The organism is Rhodococcus sp. 114MFTsu3.1 (assembly GCF_000383555.1).
Lineage (GTDB): Bacteria > Actinomycetota > Actinomycetes > Mycobacteriales > Mycobacteriaceae > Rhodococcoides > Rhodococcoides fascians_E.
Genome location: NZ_KB911545.1, coordinates 133,690 through 149,706, shown reverse-complemented (window position 1 = coordinate 149,706; position 16,017 = coordinate 133,690). Strand labels below are relative to the sequence as shown.

Here is a 16,017-nt window from a genome sequence, read left to right as displayed (position 1 = left end):
CGTGCGCTGCCCCGAAACGCCGCTCGCTCTGTGACGAAGGTCCCACCCGCTAGGTCTGAGAATTCGAGGTTTACACAACCGTTACCCAAGGTCAACCGAACCTCGCCCCTGGCCGGGACTGTGAAGAGAATTCACAGATGCAGTCAATTATTTGAATGAGACCTAACAATGCGGAAGGCGCGCACAGCCCTGTGGGCTGTGCGGGCCTTCCGCGAATCGTGCTGTACGAGTTCCGGGTAGCTAGACCTTCCAGACCGCCACCATCGAGGGACGGGGCTGGGAATCGCCACCGTCGGGCCAGTGCGACATGGGGTTGTCAGCAGACGCCTCGTCGAACTCACCGGGGTGCTGCACGGCGACGACGACGCGCTCGTCCTGGATGATCGGACCACAGGTCTCACCGCCCGCAGGGACCGTCAGGAACTGCCGGGTCTCGCCGCGGCGATCGCCGTCGAGGACCACCGCGAACAGGCCGTCGTTGGATTCGAGAGCGTTGCCGTCCGTCGAGACCCACAGGTTGCCCTTGGAGTCGAACGCGAGGTTGTCCGGGCAGGAGATCGGGCTGACCTGGCTCTTGTCGAAACCGCCGAAGTAGGTGTCCGCCTCGTTCGGGTCTCCCGCGACGATGAGCAGATTCCACACGAAGGTGGTGCCTGCGTGGTCGTCTTCCAGTTCGAGGACCTGACCGTTCTTGTTCTTGTTGCGCGGGTTCGCTTCGTCGGCAGCGGCTTTGCCCTCGGTGCCGCGGTTGGTGTTGTTGGTCAGCGCCACGTACACCTTGCCGGTGACCGGGTTGGGCTCGAAGTCCTCCGGGCGGTCCATCTTCGTGGCCCCGACCTTGTCGCCTGCCTGGCGGGTGAAGATCGCGACCTCCTCGGCGGACATGCCGTCGACGAGGGACTCTCCTCGTCCGTCCTCACCGGTGCGAAGCAGCGGAATCCACTCACCCTTGCCGGCGAACTTGCCCGACGGCGGAAGGGTTCCGCTGCCGTCGATGGCGTCGGGTGCATCGCCCGTGAGCACGGCGACGTACAGCGTGCCCGCGTCGAGGATGGTTCGATTGTGCCTCATGGCGGCCTGCCCGTTGCCGGACATCATCTTTCGACTGGACACGAACTTGTACATGTAGTCGAATCGCTCGTCGTCACCGCTGTAGGCGACGACCGTGCCGTCGTCGGTGACGTAGATCGTCGCGGCCTCGTGCTTGAAACGGCCCAGAGCGGTGTGCTTGATCGGAGTGGAGTTCGGATCCCACGGATCGACCTCGACGACGTAGCCGAATCGGTTGACCTCGTTGGGTTCCTGCGCGATGTCGAATCGCTTGTCGAAGCGCTCCCACTTGCGATCGCTCGCGGCTCCTTCGATGCCGTAGCGCGCGAGACGCTCGGCGACGACGGGATCGGTGACCGACTCCGCGTTGCCGAAGTACTGGTTGATGTTCTCTTCACCCGAGAGCACCGTCCCCCACGGCGTCAGGCCACCGGAACAGTTGTTGAACGTGCCGAACGCCTTGGTTCCGGTCGGGTCGACGGAGGTCTTGAGGAAATCGCTGCCCGCGGCGGGGCCGGTGATGACGAATTCGGTGGTACCGGTGATACGACGGTTGTACTGGCTGAACGCCGGAGTCAGCTTGCCCGAACCGGACTCACCGTTCACCTGCAGGACCGAAAGGCCATGTGCGGCAAGCGCGATGTCGAACTGCTCGCGCGTCGGGTTCTCCTCGTCGTATCCCTTGAACAGAAACGGCTCGGTGGTGTACTCGTGGTTGACCACCAGCAAGTACGCGTTCGGGGTTCCCTCGATGGGTAGCAGACCCGCGAAGTCGTTGTTGAAACCGAACTGCATGGCCTGTGCGGCTGCGGTCTGGTTGTCGAAGTCGAACTCCGGCGCACCCTCGAGCACTGGGTCGCCCCACCGAATGATGATGCCCTGCTCGTACCCCTCGGGGACGACGACGGCGTCTTCGGTGTTGGGCGCGACAGCGGTGAAGTCGACGCCGTCGACGGGCGGGGTGTCCGTCGCCCCGGCAGAACCGGTAGCTGCAGGCTCGTCCGTGCTGCAGGCAGCGAGAACACCACCGGCACCGACCGCGACGACGGCCATCGCGCCGCCGCGCAGCACTCCACGCCTCGACATCGCCGTCTTGACGATGTCGCCGAAGTACTGGCCCTTCGACGTGTTCGGGACCTCGTGGAAGCACGCGTCTCCGCACTTGTACTTGCACGTCAGGTTCGATCGCGAGGAACTGCCGTCATGAACCGAGAGAATTGGGAGAAGCTTCATGAACGGGGAGAGTGTCAGTCAAAAGCGAAGGTAAAGGAACGTGATGGTGAAGTCACGACCAACGAGCCTTACCTAACTTCCATTCGCATAGGGCTACAGAACCTGGGACAGGAACTGCTTGAGACGATCGGTGTGCGGATCGTCGAACAGCTGATCAGGAGTTCCGGTTTCGACGGCACTGCCGTGGTCCATGAACAGAACCTTGTTGGACACCGAACGGGCGAAGCCCATCTCGTGCGTCACGACGACCATGGTCATGCCGCCGGAAGCGAGGTCGGACATCAGGGCGAGGACGCCCTTGACCAGCTCCGGGTCCAATGCGGAGGTCGCCTCGTCGAAGAACATGACCTCCGGCTTCATGGCCAGAGCTCGGGCGATCGCCACACGCTGCTGCTGGCCTCCGGAAAGGTTGCCGGGGCGCGAATCGGCCTTCGCGGACAGTCCGACGAGCTCGAGCTGTTCGAGCGCCGCGGCCCGTGCCGCGTCCTTCGACAGGCCTTTCAGCTTGCGGGTTGCGAGTGCGATGTTCTCGGCAACGGTCTTGTGCGGGAACAGGTTGAAGTGCTGGAAGACCATGCCGATCCGTTGACGGAGATCGTCCGGATTGTCCTTCAGTACCGACTTGCCGGCGAGCAGGATGTCGCCCTGGTCCGGCTCGTGCAGACGGTTGAGTGCACGCAGCAGCGTGGACTTTCCGGAACCGGACGGGCCGATGACCGTCGTGGTCTTGCCTGCGTCGACATGGATGTTGACTCCGCGCAGCACCTTGTTGGTACCGAACGCGAGGTGAATATCGGTGCCGGTCAATGAAACCGAAGACATGACTACCTCTCCACCGCGATGATCTTTTCCACCGGATCCAACGTTCCCGATGTGTCGGCCTTGCCCGATCGCAGCCGCTTGTCGATGAAGTTGACCAGGTGGGTCAGCGGAATCGTCAGGAACAGATAGAACACGCCTGCCGCGAGCAACGGTGACAGGTTGCCGGTCTGCGCGGCGGTGTCCTGACCGACTCGGAACAACTCACGTTGCGACGCGAGCAAGCCGAGGAAGTAGATCAGCGAACTGTCCTTGATCAGCGAGATGAACTGATTGACGATCGCGGGCAGGACGCGGCGGATGCCTTGGGGAACCACGACGAGCGTCATCGATTTCCGGTAGCTGAAGCCCAGAGCCCGTGACGCCTCGAGCTGACCGGAATCGACGCTCTGAATGCCGGAGCGGAAGATCTCGCCGAAGTACGCCGCCGCCATGAGCGACAGCGCCAGGATGCCGAGCGGAAACGGGCTGCGGCTGCCGGTGTACTCGGTCAGCGTCGGCCCGAATCCGAGGCCGATGAGAAGAATGACGACCGCCGCGGGCAAGCCACGGAAGATGTCCGTGTACACCCGCGCCGGCCACCGGAGCCAGCGGGTGCGGGAGATACCCGCCACCGCCAGCCCGAGCCCGATCACCGTACCGATGACCCCCGACGACGCCGCCAAGATGAGGGTGTTCGGCAATCCGACGGTGATCAGTTTGGGAACGGTGTCCCAGATGAGTTCCCAGTCGAAGAACGTGTCGTACAGATTCGACAGTGTGCTCATGTTCTAGTTCGCCGGAGGGGTGGATGCCTTGCTGCCCGGCTTCCAGTCCGCCGGAACCTCGCGGTCCGGGTACCACTCCTTCTCGAGGGTGCTCCAGGTACCGTCCGCCACCACAGCGTCGAGGCCTGAGTTCAGCGCGTCGATGAGAGGCTGGTTGTCCTTCGCGACAGCGAACGCCGTGAAGTTGGTGGTGTTGATCGTCTTCTCCAGGATGGCGACGCCGTCCTCGGCCTTCACCTGGCCCGAAGCCTGCTGCGACGGAGCGACCCACGCGTCGATCTGGCCGGACTTCACGTTCGCGTACGCAGTGTTGTAGTCCGGGAAGCGAACCGGCTCGATGCCGAGGGTGTTGGTGACGTAGTCGTCCTGAACCGTGCCCTGCACGACACCGATGCGCTGCTGGTCGTCCAGCTCGGCGATGGTCTTGACCGCGTAGTCGTTCTTCGCGACGAGCGCCATTTCACCGAAGTCGTAACCGTTGGTGAACCCGACGGTGTTGCGGCGGGCGTCCGTCGTCGAGATCGACGAGGATCCGGCGTCGTACACCTTGTTGTTGACCGCTGCGAGCAGCGAGGAGAACTCGGTGGCGGAGAACTCGACGGTCAGGTCGAGCTTCGCAGCAACGGCCTTCAGCAGCTCGTTGTCGAAGCCGGTGAAGTTGCCTGCCTCGTCGATGAAGATGTTCGGCGGGGCGTCGGACAGCGTGCCGACGTACAGCGTTCCCGGCTTGATGAGGCCGAGGTTCGCGGTGTCGATCTGATCGAGCGGTGTCACGTCCTCGGTGGTGTACTTGTCGAGGGACTGCTGGTCGGAACCGGCGAGTGCGTTCTCCCCTGTCCCGCCCGAGCTGTTGTCGCCCCCGCAGGCTGCCGCCCCGAGCGTGAGTGCGAGCGCCGCAGCGACAGCCGCGATGGCGCGGCCTCGTAAACGTCGACTGGTCAAGAGAGAACTCCTCGGTGCATGGTTTCGATGACCACTGAGGCTAACGTGCCTGAGCTGGTGATCGGTACCCGGATTGCGAACGTGTTAACCAACTCGCATCGTCGGCGTTGTATTCCGCCCGTCGCCATGACATTCGTCATCGTCGATCCGTGACGTTGTAACAAGAACCGGTGACCGCGCGCACTGCCCCGACGCGAGCAGGTCCGGAAGGCTTCGGAGTCATGAGGAAGTTGACGCCGTTGCGGCCGTGGCAGGTACTGAACAGGTACCTGTACGAGCTCGACCTCGCCGGGACTCGGTTCACGGTCGAGGTCGACATCGCCGACGGCGATACGGCTCAGCTCTACGCGGACGGGCGGCTCGTATCGACGCAGGACCTGCCCGCGTCGTTCGCTGTCGCCGACGGCCGAATCGACGTCGCCGCGTCGCTCTACGGCGTCACCCGGGTCCATTTCTCGAGACGCGACGGCGTCGGGCGCAGGCTCACGCCGGTGCGAGGGACGCTCGAAGACCGTCGCCGACGCCTGGGCGAGCGTCACCCGGTTGTCAGCAGGGTCATCGGGTGGGTGGCGATCGTTCTTCTGATCGTCAACTTGGTTCTGGCGGTTCCGTTCGCGCTGGAGATCGCGACCGGAATCCCGGCGGTGGCCGAACGCTTCGGAACGTTCGTCTCGCCGATTCAATTGCCGGTGTGGGCGAACACGGTCTTGTTGTTCGCCGGGATCGTCGCCGCGATGGAACGCGCATTGACGCTGCGGCACAACAAGATTCTCGACATGGAAACGATATGGACATCGATGTGAACGAAGGAAACGGAGAAGACATGACTGCACCCGACCTGATCTCGATCGAGGATTTCTTCGGCGCGCCCGAGCGCACCGGGGCGTCGATCTCCCCCGACGGCAGCAGGATCGCCTACCTCGCGCCGTGGCGCAACCGTTTGAACGTGTGGATCCAAGACCTCGAGGAAGGCTCCGAAGCGCGCTGTGTCACCGCCGACGATGTCCGAAGTGTGCTCGACTATCGGTGGACGGATGATCCTCGCTGGCTTCTGTACCTTCAGGATTCCGGTGGAGACGAGAACCACCACGTCTTTCGCGTCGACCTGCACGACCCGGAAGCCGACGCCGTCGACCTGACCCCGTTCCCCGGATCGCGGGTGTACTCGTTGGAACAGTCCCGCGACAAGGACGGCGTGTTCACCCTCGCCATGAACGCGCGGAGCCTCGCCGAGTTCGATCTGTACGAATTGGTGATCGCCACAGGAGAATTGACGGTCATCGGCGAGAGCCCGGGACCGGGGACGGGCTGGAGTGCAGGCGTCGGAGGCGACCTCCTGCTGTCCGAGTTCACCGATCAGGGCCACATGAAGATTTCCCGTCGCCGCGCGGGATCCGACGATGTCACCCACGTGACGACCTTCGACGGGTCCGATTATCCGTACGGCGTGACGCTGACGCACCCGACCGCCGACGGCACGGGAGTGTTGATCGACTCCGTGACGAACAGTGATCTGACGGTGCTCGCGCGCATCGACCTGGAGACGGGCGAGGAGACCGTCGTCGACAGTCATCCGAGCATGGAGCTGGATGCGTCTCGACGTGCTGTCGAACAGAGTGGATCGCCACTTGTCTTCAGCAGGGCGACGGGTGAGCTCATCGGCGTGCGGTACCTCGGCGAGCGCCAGGTGATCCACGCCGTGGATGCGGGTTTCGCCGAAGTCCTGAAGAACCTGGAGGCATTGTCCGACGGTGACGTGGGAGCCCTGTCCTCCGATGATTGCGGCAAGAAATGGGTGGTCGCATTCACCCACGACCGCGACCCCAACGTCACGTATTTCTACGACCACGAGACGGGTGAGAGCCGGATGCTGTTCCGGCCGTATCCGCACCTCGACCCGCGTGACATGGCGGTCATGACACCGGTGACGATCGAGGCCCGCGACGGACTGCCTCTGCCGTTGTACCTGACGCTTCCCGTGGGTGTCGAACCGGCCAACTTGCCGATGGTCGTTCTCGTGCACGGTGGACCGTGGTACCGGGACGCGTGGAGGTACACGCCGGGTGTGCAGTTTCTCGCCAATCGCGGATATGCCGTGCTGCAGATCAACTTTCGTGGATCGACGGGATTCGGCAAGGTCCACACTCAGGCCGCGATCGGTGAATTCGCGGGCAAGATGCACACCGATCTCGTCGACGGCGTGGAATGGGCTGTGGCCCAGGGTTACGCCGATCGTGACCGCGTCGCCATCATGGGCGGGTCCTACGGCGGGTACGCGGCCCTCGTGGGCGCCACGTTCACGCCGGAGGTGTTCGCGGCATCGATCGACTACGTCGGGGTCTCCGACCTCGCCAATTTCATGCGTACACAACCGGCGTTCGCGCGGCCCGGCCTGGTCAACAACTGGTACCGGTACGTCGGCGACCCCGCGATCCCGGAGCAGGAAGCGGACATGCTTGCTCGGTCACCGATTTCTCGGCTCGACGACGTCACCCGCCCGCTCATGATCGCCCAGGGCGCCAACGACGCCCGCGTGGTCAAGGCCGAATCGGACAACGTCGTCGAGCGGCTTCGAGCGAGGGGCGTCGAGGTCGACTACCTGGTCTTCGACGACGAAGGGCACGGCTTCGTCAATCCGGAGAACAACATCACGTTCTACCGTGCGGTCGAGAAGTTCCTCGCCGAACACCTAGGCGGTCGGGCGAAGTAGCCGACGGGCCCGGAGAACGGTGTCGTGAGTGTGATGCGCCCCCGCGGGCGGCGCAGTCGACCGAGGTCGCGTCTCGTCGACCTCGATCGTCCACGACTCGTCCAGGAGCTCAGCGATGCCGTGTGGTTCGAAGAAGTCCGACGGCTTGATCCCGTTCCACTCCTGGTCGGCACCCACGTCGTGATTCACGACGAGGAGAGTCCCGCCCGGCGCGACGGCGTCGGCGATCGCGCGAGCCGCGGCGGGATTCGCCTTGGGGATCGCGAAGTAATGCAATGTCACCAGGTCGAATGCCGCGGCCGCCGGTGCCTCGGCCACGTAGTCCGCGTGGACGAAGGTGATGTCCCCGGTGCCCTCCGCGCGCTCGGCGGCGCGAGCGAGAGCAACGGAGGAGATGTCCGACGCCGTGACGGTCCATCCTTTCGACGCCAGCCATCTCGCATCGTCGCCCTGCCCGCAGCCGATGTCCAGCGCACGCCCGGGCTTCAGATCCGCGACCTGCTGCACGAGAACGGGATTGGGATTGCCGCTCCAACCTGAGCCGCTGCCCGAGTGCATGTCGTCCCAGAACTTCTCGTCCATGATCATCGGCCGATCACCTCGAATCCGTGACGAGCACTGCCGAGCACGATCTCGCAGACCTCCGCCTCGGAACTTGCCGAGAACACATCCATTTTCGTCATGAGACCAACATGCCCCACCTGCGGGCGTTCGGCAATTAGCTTTGCCGAAATGGCAAAATTGTCGATGAAGGGCTCTAGCCGTCGTTCGCGGATTTCCGCCAGGCGATGGCCTCTTTCAGCTCGGTCAGGTCGTAGTCGGGACCACTGGTTCCGACGGTGAACAACGTGGCCCCGGCGTCGACGAAGCCCTGAGCCTTGTCCGCGCCCGGCCAGGCGACGGACCTGGCGATCGAGCTGACGTCGCGCCCGACGGTGTCGCCGTGCTCGGCGAGGATCCCGGACTTGCGCTTCAACTCGTCGAGATCGGCGAAGCTGTGCCAGATGTGTGCGTACTGAGCGACGAGCTTGAGGGTCTTCTTCTCACCGCCGCCGCCGATGAGGATGGGGATGTCGCGCGTCGGCGCCGGGTTGCCGGCCTTCAAACGATCGACGATCCGCGGCAGGTACTCGGCGAGGAGCTTCAGCCGTGAACCCGGTGTGCCGAACTCGTAACCGAAGTTGTCGTAGTCCTTCTGATTCCACCCGGCGCCGATGCCGAGGACAAGCCGACCTCCACTGATGTGGTCGACGGTGCGAGCCATGTCGGCGAGCAGATCCGGGTTGCGGTAGCCGCCGCCGGTGACGAGGGCGCCGATCTCCACGTTCGACGTCTGCTCGGCCCACGCGCCGAGCATGGTCCAGCACTCGAAATGCTCGCCGTCGAGGTCGCCGTACAGCGGATAGAAGTGGTCCCAGTTGAAGACGATGTCGACGCCTGCGTCCTCGGAACGGAGAACCGCGTCGCGGATGAGCTGGTAGTCGGGAGCGTGCTGGGGCTGAAGCTGAACGCCGATTTTCACAGTCATGACCTCCAGTATGCGCGCTATCCGATGCTGACGCCGCAGTCCAGCATCGTCGCGCGCAGCACGAACCCGGCTTCCTGGCCGATGATCTCGCCGACCAAAGTGATGAACAGATCCACGAATTCTCCACCGTGCGAGGAGTTCTCGGCGCGATCGAAGTGATGCGCCAGCTCGTGCAGAACCACCAGTTCACGCAGCGCCCACGCCTCGTTCCGGCGGTGAAGCGGAACGGCGATGGTCTGAGTGTCCGGTTCGTAGTGCGACGCCCCGGTGCCGGACCGCTCACGAACATGTACGACGCCGTCCGCATGCGGCCACCGGGCCTGCACCCAGTTCATCGCCAGAACCGCATCGACATACATCTGCACGGACTCGATCGACGCGAACTTCCGCTCCACCGGCAGCGTGATGGTGGAGCCGTGTATCTCCACGGACCGCACAGTGTGCTCCTCGGCGCGATCGAACATGCGCCGGACCATCGTCTCCGCCTCGTACACCTTGGAACGCTGCGAGTCCCTCGTCTTCACCGGCGCGATCATAATGCCGCCCACCGACCGTTCACGTCCGGTTCCGGCGGATTCACCTCTGCGGGTGGGTGCGCTCGCTGTACTCCAGGGCAACGCCGATCCAGTAGTCCAGACCGTCACCGGCCACACCGTCGGAGTCGACGGTGATCCAGCCGTTGCCCATGTCGCGATCTCCCATGACCGCGGCTCGTGCTCCTCGTCGAGAAACCAGTTCTTCCGTCTGCGCGGGATCGGTTTTGACGAGCAGTTCGCCGTCGAAGTGGGCACCGACGGCGATCTTGCCGCGGACCATGAACTGCAGTCCGCCGAACATTTTCTTCTCCACGACGGACGGCTCGTCGACGAGTGCTTCGCGGATCCGATCCGCCAATTCCGCGTCGTACGCCATGGACGGATACTAGGACGCGGGAGGCGCCTCGTCGATGTATAGTCCGCTATACGTATAGCTTCCTATACATCGGAGGATGGACATGACCCGTCGTTGGTTCTACGCCGGATCGACCGGGCTTGCTGCAGCCCTGCTCGTCGCCGCAGCGGCCTGGCTCCTGTCCCCGGTCGCGCCGGGGCTGTCCGCGATAGTCTTCGGACTGTGTGCGCTCCCGGCGTGTGGCGCACTCGGATGGTTGTTCTGGGTGGCGCCTGTGACGATTCCGAAACAGGGACCGTCCGAGGGTGACGTCGAATCCACTTGGCTCAGTGCAGCATTGAGTGGAACAGCTACCGATCTGATCATCGTGATCGGCCTCGGCCTCGCGGCAGTGTCCATCGGTCGAATCGATGTCCCGGCAGCGACACTGTTGATCGGACTGCTGCTCGTCGCCCTCGCATCGTGCACGACACGCTACGCGATCGAGCGCCGACGAACCCTCGCGTGAGATGAAGAACGACGTTCGACTACGACGACTCCAACTCGGTTGGTCCCAAGCAGATCTCGCCGACCGCATCGGCGTCACACGGCTCACCGTCATCTCGATCGAGAAGGAACGCTACGACCCGAGCCTGCCCGTCGCATTCCAGCTTGCCGCGGTCTTCCGATGCCGAATCGAGGACATCTTCGACCCGCAATGACGCCGGACCGGACCTACGGCCGGATACGGAGAACTCGAATCTTCTCGGCGTCGTCCAGCTCGAAACAGAACCGCAGAGTGACGGGACTGCCCGGGAAATCTCCTGCGATCTCCGCTTTCACGTCATGACCGTCCCCGGACACCGTCGGCGTCCCGGGACGATAGGTGACGTCGGGAACCTCGGTCCGCCACGCGCGAATCTCGTCGATGCCGTGGTGCTCCCGGCCCTCGTCCTCGACAACGGCGTCGGGACGGAACTGTGCAAAGTACGCCTCCAGATCGGAATCGGCGGCGAGTTCGAAATACCTGTCGATGAATGTCATGACGGACACGCTCCACCCTCCCCCACCGGGAGAGTCGACCCCAGGCAGGATGTGGGCATGAACGGCCTGCTCACCATCGGTGAGTTCTCCCGCATCACCCATCTGTCGGTGAAGACGCTTCGTCGCTATCACGAATCCGGCATGCTCGAACCCGCCGAGGTCGACGCCCACTCCGGTTATCGCTATTACACGACGGCGCAGGTGCCGACGGCTCAGATCATCCGCCGGTTTCGCAGTTTCGACATGCCGGAGCGCGAGGTGCGGGCGATCGTCACCACCCCGGACCCGACGCAGCGGGCCGGGCTGATTCTGGGGCATCTGGAACGGCTCGAACGTCAGGTGAAGGAAGCGGAGTCGTCGATCAGCGCGATGAAGAGACTCCTCCAACCGACCGGGGCTTCCGTGGAGGTCACGCGTCTCGTCACCGAAAAGGTCACGGTCGCGGCGATATCCGGCGAGGTGGACTCGTCGAACATGCTCGAGTGGTATTCCGACGCCATGGCCGAGCTCGACGCGGTGGTCTCCCCCGTCGGCAGTCCTGGCGGGTTGTACGACAACGACCTGTTCACCGACGGCCGCGGAACGATGACGGTGTACCTGCCCACGACCGATGCACCCCGGCTGGGACGGGTGCAACCGCTGACGATCGGCGGAACGGAGCTGGCGACGACGGTGCACCACGGCAGCCACGACGACATCGATGTCACCTACGGTGCGCTCGGGGTGTACGTCGAATCGAACGGCCTCGCGATCGCCGGGCCGGTGCACGAGATCTATCACGTCGGACCACGCGACACTGCCGACCCGAGTCGATGGCGAACCGAGATCGGCTGGCCGGTTTTCGGAACGTAGCCGACGGGTGCGGTTACCATTCGTCGTCGGCATCCGTCGGCACCCAACACTCGGATCGTCCGGCACGTTCCTGCCGGTGGAGGGATCTGTTTTTCATGGCTTCGATCACGTTCGACCGTGCCACCAGGCTTTTTCCCGGCTCCGACACCCCCGCGGTGGATGCGTTGGACCTGGAGATCGCCGACGGCGAATTCCTCGTCCTCGTCGGCCCGTCGGGCTGCGGTAAGTCCACGTCGCTGCGCATGCTCGCCGGTCTGGAGGAGGTGAACAGCGGCCGCATCCTCATCGGCGGCAAGGATGTCACCCACGCCGAGCCCAAGGATCGCGACATCGCGATGGTGTTCCAGAACTACGCGCTGTACCCGCACATGTCCGTCGCCGAGAACATGGGCTTCGCCCTCAAGCTCGCGAAGGCGAGCAAGGACGAGATCCGCAATCGCGTCCTCGAGGCGGCCAAGCTTCTCGACCTGGAGGCGTACCTCGACCGCAAGCCCAAAGCGCTGTCCGGTGGTCAGCGACAGCGAGTTGCCATGGGGCGGGCCATCGTTCGTCAACCACAGGTGTTCCTGATGGACGAACCGCTGTCCAACCTCGACGCAAAACTTCGAGTGCAGACGCGCACGCAGATCGCTCAGCTGCAGCGCAGGCTCGCGACGACCACCGTCTACGTCACCCACGATCAGGTCGAGGCGATGACCATGGGCGACCGGGTGGCGGTGCTCAAAGGTGGTGTGTTGCAGCAGTGCGCATCACCCCGCGAGTTGTACCGCACGCCGACCAACGTCTTCGTCGCCGGATTCATGGGCTCGCCGTCGATGAACTTGTTCCGCGTACCCGTCACCGACGGTGGCGTGCGGATCGGTGACCAGATCATCCCGGTGTCGCGGGGCACGCTCGCCGGCTCGACCGGTAGCGAAGTGGTGTTCGGCATTCGCCCCGAGCACGTCGACATCGTGTCCGACGGGCTGAAGTTGGAGGTCGACGTCGTCGAAGAACTCGGTTCCGAGGCCTTCGTCTTCGGTCGGGCCGACATCAACGGCACCACCCAGACGATCGTCGCCCGCGCGGACTGGCGTGATCCCCCGCAGAAAGGTGACGTGGTCGGCATCCGATTCGACGAGGCGCATGCGCACGTGTTCGACGGCTCCGAGGCCGGGGTCCGGCTCAGCTGACCCCACTCACGTAGGGAGTTCCGTACGAACAACGTCGTCGCCGTCGGTCACCACGATCGTCGCCAGTGCCGTCCGCCCCGCCGGGTGGATGCGCACGGTGACGGTCCCTGCGTCCGCACCGTCCAAACTGCGCGCCACCGCGCGGCGTACCTCGTCAGCGACCCGACGAGGTTGGTCGGTCAGGCCACCGTCGTCGAGCAACTGCACGGTGACGCCCCGCTCGCGGGCGGCTCGCGCTGCGGCCACCACCACCGGCACGTCCAGTGCGCGGGCGCGAATGCTGTCCCGCAGGGTGGCTTCCACCAGCAGCGCCTCGGTGCGGGCGGCGTCGTCCAGTGGGTTGTCGGCGATGCGCCTCAGGACAGGGCGAACCAAGTCGTCGAGCCGGTGTAGTTGGTGCTCACGTTCCTGTTCGGCCGCGCTCACGGCGGCGCGCTCGGCGAACGTCGCAGCGCGTTCTCGGCGGAGCGAGTAGATCGACGCTGCTGCCGGCCGGACGGCGAAAGCGAAGAACGTCGCCATGATCATGACCCCGGCACCCGTGACGAAAGTCGATGCTGCACCGGCGAAGTCAGGGGCAGCGGTCCAGTACACCGCGAACGCGGCCAGTTGGCCTGCCCACGCCCAGCGAATCCTCCCCCGTACACAGAGGAACGCGCAGAGCGCCGCCCCTCCCCCGACCGTGGTGGTCACCGCCTGGGACTGAGTCGCCCCCGTGTCCACGACGCGGATCAGTGCAACGAACTGCGCGGCCGGCACCGCTGCGACGGTCACTGAGGCCCACTTCGGAAACGGATCGCCTGGAACGGCGACGAGGAGCGCAGCGCCGACCGCGAGAAGCGCTATCACCAGGCACTTCTCGGCGACACCGTCGCCGCCGGGGCCCAGAATCGCGACCGCAGCCGCAGTCACGACCGACGCGGTGACGGCGTAAGAGCCCCGTGACTGCATTCCGATGATCGTCGACGCGTCACCCCGCAGCGAGCTCATACCGCCGCCCACTCGACGATCACCGTCGTGCCCGCACCCGGCTCGCTGCGGATACGAGACCATCCGCCGTCGAGCTGCGCCATCCGGCCGACGATGCTGACGTCGATGCCGAGACGGCCGGACCCTGTTGTAGCGGTGTCGAATCCGACACCGTCGTCCTCGACGGTCACACGGACGAGGCCGGGACGTAGCTCGACGGCGATACGGCACTGCGCGGCGGGGCCCGCGTGCACGACGCTGTTGCGTACGGCCTCTGCCGAGGCGCCCACCACCGCGGACGCCACAGCTCCCGGGTATTGAGAGCGACCGTCGTCGACGGTTGCTCCGACGGCGACACCGTGGTCGGCTCCCAACGTGGACAGTTGCGCGAATATGCCGTCGGCCGACACCGTCGCGTCTCGGCTGGAATCGTCGACGACGCGGTCCAGCTCGGCCAGAGCAGACCTCGCGTCGGTCACGAGCCTGCCACCGGGATCGGCGCGATCCGTCGCCAGCAGAGTGCTCAGCACCTGGTCGTGGATCAGCGAATCGAACCGCGCTTTCTCGCGTTCGCGCGCCTGCGCGGCAGCGGCTATCGCCGCACTGCGATCGAGCGATTGCTTGGTGGAATCCAGTATCGATCCGCTCCGCAGCGCCATGATCACCGCGGCGGTCAACAGCGCCGACAACCCGAACGACCACACCGCGGCATAGACGATGTCGGACTGTGCTGCGCGGTTGCCGAACAACCCGACCTGGTCGACGGTGGCGATGGTCGAGGTTGCGACGAACTGGACGGCGAACGCGATCCACGGCTTCCACGCGAGTGTCGCGCACAGACCAGCCATACCCGCGAACGCCGACATCCACGTGCCCCGTGCAGAACCGTGCAGCACATCCCCGTTCCACGCGAGGAACCACAGGCAGGCGGCGATCAGAATTCCGACGGCCGCCGAACCTGCCGCTGGACCGATTCGGCGGGGACGAGCCAGCGCCGCGACCAGCAGTCCGACACCGGGACCGAAGATCAGCACCACGGCCAGCGGCGTCCACCACGACGCGAGAATGCCAGCGCCCTCCGCAATTCCGGACAGGGACACGAAGAAATATCCGAGGAAACCTACCCCGAGAAAGCGGGCGACCAGGATGCGTAGGCGCTCGCCGGGTGAGAATTCACGGCTGTTCGTCTGCCTACGCCACGTCACGATGAGGTCAGATTACCGCCCGAGCTGCTTCGAACCGCGGCCGATCTCGGTTTCACCCCCGAGCCGCGCAGTGCGGCCCGCCCTGTCCCCCGCGCGACTGGCGCCGTGCGAGTACCCCGCACCCGCGCTTCGGCTCCGCCAGGTGCCGCGCGCGGTGGAATTCGACGAGTAGTAATCCTTCAGCTCGACCTCCTTGTTCCGCAGGACAAGAGCCGTGCCCGCGTCCGGTTTCTCCTCGGACACTGCCTTCGATTCCGCTTCCTTCTTCACCGCGGCGAGGCGCTTGCCCACCCGCGTGGCGAAGGCAGTCTGAAAGTTCAACCGCGCCGTGACCGCAGCGACGACGACCGTCTCCTGGCGCTTGTAGCGTCGGCGACCGATCTTTTCCACCACCGTGCGTACCGCAGTCTCGTTCTTGTACTCGCCCGATTTGATGTAGGCGTCCGACGCCCGCACCATCTGGACGAGAAGGCTCGAATACAGCGCCTCGGTGGTGTCGATGTCCGACGCGAAACCGTAGGCGAACACCTGCGTCGACGACCGTGCGACGTCGCACGTCACGTCGTTGGCCGCAGCGATCGAGACGAACAACTGGACGAACGTCTTCAGACCGCGTTTGCCTGCCTCTCCGATGGGGACGACGCGCTGCGTCGGCGTCGCCTGCTTCTCGCGCGAAGCGCTGTGCGAGCGGGCCACGGCCAGATCGATCGACGTCGACGTCGCGAGACGCTGTGCGGCCTCCATGAACGCTTCCGCCTCGTGCGGGTTGTCCGTCGACTCCGCCTGGCGGAGAAGCCCACCGATTCTGGTCAGCATCTTGTCCGAAGTCACCTGGGCGAGGCTACAACCACTCACC

Annotated in this window: 16 protein-coding genes and 1 pseudogene; 6 read left to right on the top strand and 11 right to left on the bottom strand. The window is 64.7% G+C overall.

Annotated elements, in window-relative coordinates; translation table 11 throughout:
• Window positions 1-240 precede the first annotated feature (240 nt).
• The 3 genes and pseudogenes from H292_RS0103705 to H292_RS28510 all read right to left on the bottom strand — a co-directional run bounded on the left by H292_RS0103705 (window position 241) and on the right by H292_RS28510 (window position 4,811).
• On the bottom strand, window positions 241-2,283 hold the full coding sequence (locus H292_RS0103705; RefSeq protein ID WP_019665109.1) for a PhoX family protein: 2,043 nt from the start codon (window positions 2,281-2,283) through the stop codon (window positions 241-243).
• A gap of 93 nt (window positions 2,284-2,376) precedes the next feature.
• The gene (locus H292_RS0103700; RefSeq protein WP_037187957.1) at window positions 2,377-3,105 is read right to left on the bottom strand and encodes an amino acid ABC transporter ATP-binding protein; all 729 of its coding nucleotides are present in this window, start codon (window positions 3,103-3,105) and stop codon (window positions 2,377-2,379) included.
• A 2-nt stretch (window positions 3,106-3,107) separates the two neighbouring features.
• Window positions 3,108-4,811, bottom strand: a pseudogene (locus H292_RS28510) (ABC transporter substrate-binding protein/permease).
• A gap of 170 nt (window positions 4,812-4,981) precedes the next feature.
• On the opposite strand from H292_RS28510, the gene H292_RS0103685 reads away from it, so the two are divergent.
• Window positions 4,982-5,614, top strand: a complete 633-nt coding sequence (locus tag H292_RS0103685; RefSeq protein ID WP_020110465.1) for a hypothetical protein — start codon at window positions 4,982-4,984, stop codon at window positions 5,612-5,614.
• Window positions 5,615-5,634: 20 nt separating this feature from the next.
• Window positions 5,635-7,521, top strand: coding sequence for a S9 family peptidase (locus H292_RS0103680; protein WP_027498591.1), 1,887 nt, complete (start codon window positions 5,635-5,637; stop codon window positions 7,519-7,521).
• Here H292_RS0103680 and H292_RS0103675 read toward each other — a convergent pair.
• The 4 genes from H292_RS0103675 to H292_RS0103655 form a co-directional block, all read right to left on the bottom strand.
• The gene (locus H292_RS0103675; RefSeq protein ID WP_020110463.1) at window positions 7,501-8,109 is read right to left on the bottom strand and encodes a class I SAM-dependent methyltransferase; all 609 of its coding nucleotides are present in this window, start codon (window positions 8,107-8,109) and stop codon (window positions 7,501-7,503) included. The genes H292_RS0103680 and H292_RS0103675 overlap by 21 nt on opposite strands.
• Before the next feature lie 169 nt (window positions 8,110-8,278).
• Window positions 8,279-9,049 (bottom strand): LLM class F420-dependent oxidoreductase, encoded by a 771-nt coding sequence (locus H292_RS0103665; RefSeq protein WP_020110461.1) that lies wholly within the window; start codon window positions 9,047-9,049, stop codon window positions 8,279-8,281.
• A 17-nt stretch (window positions 9,050-9,066) separates the two neighbouring features.
• Window positions 9,067-9,585, bottom strand: a complete 519-nt coding sequence (locus tag H292_RS0103660; protein ID WP_020110460.1) for a TIGR04338 family metallohydrolase — start codon at window positions 9,583-9,585, stop codon at window positions 9,067-9,069.
• A 40-nt stretch (window positions 9,586-9,625) separates the two neighbouring features.
• Complete coding sequence (locus H292_RS0103655; protein WP_020110459.1) at window positions 9,626-9,961, bottom strand: TfoX/Sxy family protein; 336 nt, start codon at window positions 9,959-9,961, stop codon at window positions 9,626-9,628.
• Between the two features lie 82 nt (window positions 9,962-10,043).
• Between H292_RS0103655 and H292_RS0103650 the strand changes: the two genes are divergently transcribed.
• Together H292_RS0103650 and H292_RS0103645 are read left to right on the top strand one after the other, a co-directional pair.
• Window positions 10,044-10,448: a hypothetical protein gene (locus H292_RS0103650; RefSeq protein ID WP_231383743.1), complete on the top strand. Its 405-nt coding sequence runs from the start codon at window positions 10,044-10,046 to the stop codon at window positions 10,446-10,448.
• A gap of 1 nt (window position 10,449) precedes the next feature.
• Window positions 10,450-10,641 carry a helix-turn-helix transcriptional regulator gene (locus H292_RS0103645; protein ID WP_020110457.1) on the top strand — a complete coding sequence of 64 codons (192 nt, stop codon included), beginning with the start codon at window positions 10,450-10,452 and terminating at the stop codon, window positions 10,639-10,641.
• A gap of 13 nt (window positions 10,642-10,654) precedes the next feature.
• Here H292_RS0103645 and H292_RS0103640 read toward each other — a convergent pair whose 3' ends face one another.
• Window positions 10,655-10,963: a nuclear transport factor 2 family protein gene (locus H292_RS0103640; RefSeq protein WP_020110456.1), complete on the bottom strand. Its 309-nt coding sequence runs from the start codon at window positions 10,961-10,963 to the stop codon at window positions 10,655-10,657.
• Between the two features lie 57 nt (window positions 10,964-11,020).
• Between H292_RS0103640 and H292_RS0103635 the strand changes: the two genes are divergently transcribed.
• Together H292_RS0103635 and H292_RS0103630 are read left to right on the top strand one after the other, a co-directional pair.
• Entirely contained in the window at window positions 11,021-11,815 is a 795-nt protein-coding gene (locus H292_RS0103635) for a MerR family transcriptional regulator (protein ID WP_020110455.1), read from the top strand.
• Window positions 11,816-11,910: 95 nt separating this feature from the next.
• Window positions 11,911-12,987, top strand: coding sequence for an ABC transporter ATP-binding protein (locus H292_RS0103630; RefSeq protein WP_026347797.1), 1,077 nt, complete (start codon window positions 11,911-11,913; stop codon window positions 12,985-12,987).
• Window positions 12,988-12,993: 6 nt separating this feature from the next.
• Here the strand turns inward: H292_RS0103630 and H292_RS0103625 are convergent, their stop codons facing one another.
• Genes H292_RS0103625 through H292_RS0103615 form a run of 3 tightly spaced genes read right to left on the bottom strand, consistent with a single transcriptional unit; the run spans window position 12,994 to window position 15,992 of the window.
• Window positions 12,994-13,977: a hypothetical protein gene (locus H292_RS0103625; RefSeq protein WP_020110453.1), complete on the bottom strand. Its 984-nt coding sequence runs from the start codon at window positions 13,975-13,977 to the stop codon at window positions 12,994-12,996.
• On the bottom strand, window positions 13,974-15,161 hold the full coding sequence (locus tag H292_RS0103620) for a sensor histidine kinase (RefSeq protein ID WP_020110452.1): 1,188 nt from the start codon (window positions 15,159-15,161) through the stop codon (window positions 13,974-13,976). The genes H292_RS0103625 and H292_RS0103620 overlap by 4 nt, the downstream gene beginning before the upstream one ends.
• A gap of 12 nt (window positions 15,162-15,173) precedes the next feature.
• The gene (locus tag H292_RS0103615; RefSeq protein ID WP_020110451.1) at window positions 15,174-15,992 is read right to left on the bottom strand and encodes a DUF2786 domain-containing protein; all 819 of its coding nucleotides are present in this window, start codon (window positions 15,990-15,992) and stop codon (window positions 15,174-15,176) included.
• Between the last annotated feature and the right edge of the window lie 25 nt (window positions 15,993-16,017).

What these genes read in the sequence shown, in the direction of transcription:
- H292_RS0103705 (WP_019665109.1), bottom strand. Translation starts at nt 2,283, where the DNA reads ATGAAGCTTCTCCCAATTCTCTCGGTTCATGACGGCAGTTCCTCGCGA.
- H292_RS0103700 (WP_037187957.1), bottom strand. Translation starts at nt 3,105, where the DNA reads ATGTCTTCGGTTTCATTGACCGGCACCGATATTCACCTCGCGTTCGGT.
- H292_RS0103625 (WP_020110453.1), bottom strand. Translation starts at nt 13,977, where the DNA reads ATGAGCTCGCTGCGGGGTGACGCGTCGACGATCATCGGAATGCAGTCA.
- H292_RS0103650 (WP_231383743.1), top strand. Translation starts at nt 10,044, where the DNA reads ATGACCCGTCGTTGGTTCTACGCCGGATCGACCGGGCTTGCTGCAGCC.
- H292_RS0103675 (WP_020110463.1), bottom strand. Translation starts at nt 8,109, where the DNA reads ATGATCATGGACGAGAAGTTCTGGGACGACATGCACTCGGGCAGCGGC.
- H292_RS0103640 (WP_020110456.1), bottom strand. Translation starts at nt 10,963, where the DNA reads ATGACATTCATCGACAGGTATTTCGAACTCGCCGCCGATTCCGATCTG.
- H292_RS0103630 (WP_026347797.1), top strand. Translation starts at nt 11,911, where the DNA reads ATGGCTTCGATCACGTTCGACCGTGCCACCAGGCTTTTTCCCGGCTCC.
- H292_RS0103680 (WP_027498591.1), top strand. Translation starts at nt 5,635, where the DNA reads ATGACTGCACCCGACCTGATCTCGATCGAGGATTTCTTCGGCGCGCCC.
- H292_RS0103665 (WP_020110461.1), bottom strand. Translation starts at nt 9,049, where the DNA reads ATGACTGTGAAAATCGGCGTTCAGCTTCAGCCCCAGCACGCTCCCGAC.
- H292_RS0103635 (WP_020110455.1), top strand. Translation starts at nt 11,021, where the DNA reads ATGAACGGCCTGCTCACCATCGGTGAGTTCTCCCGCATCACCCATCTG.
- H292_RS0103645 (WP_020110457.1), top strand. Translation starts at nt 10,450, where the DNA reads ATGAAGAACGACGTTCGACTACGACGACTCCAACTCGGTTGGTCCCAA.
- H292_RS0103660 (WP_020110460.1), bottom strand. Translation starts at nt 9,585, where the DNA reads ATGATCGCGCCGGTGAAGACGAGGGACTCGCAGCGTTCCAAGGTGTAC.
- H292_RS0103655 (WP_020110459.1), bottom strand. Translation starts at nt 9,961, where the DNA reads ATGGCGTACGACGCGGAATTGGCGGATCGGATCCGCGAAGCACTCGTC.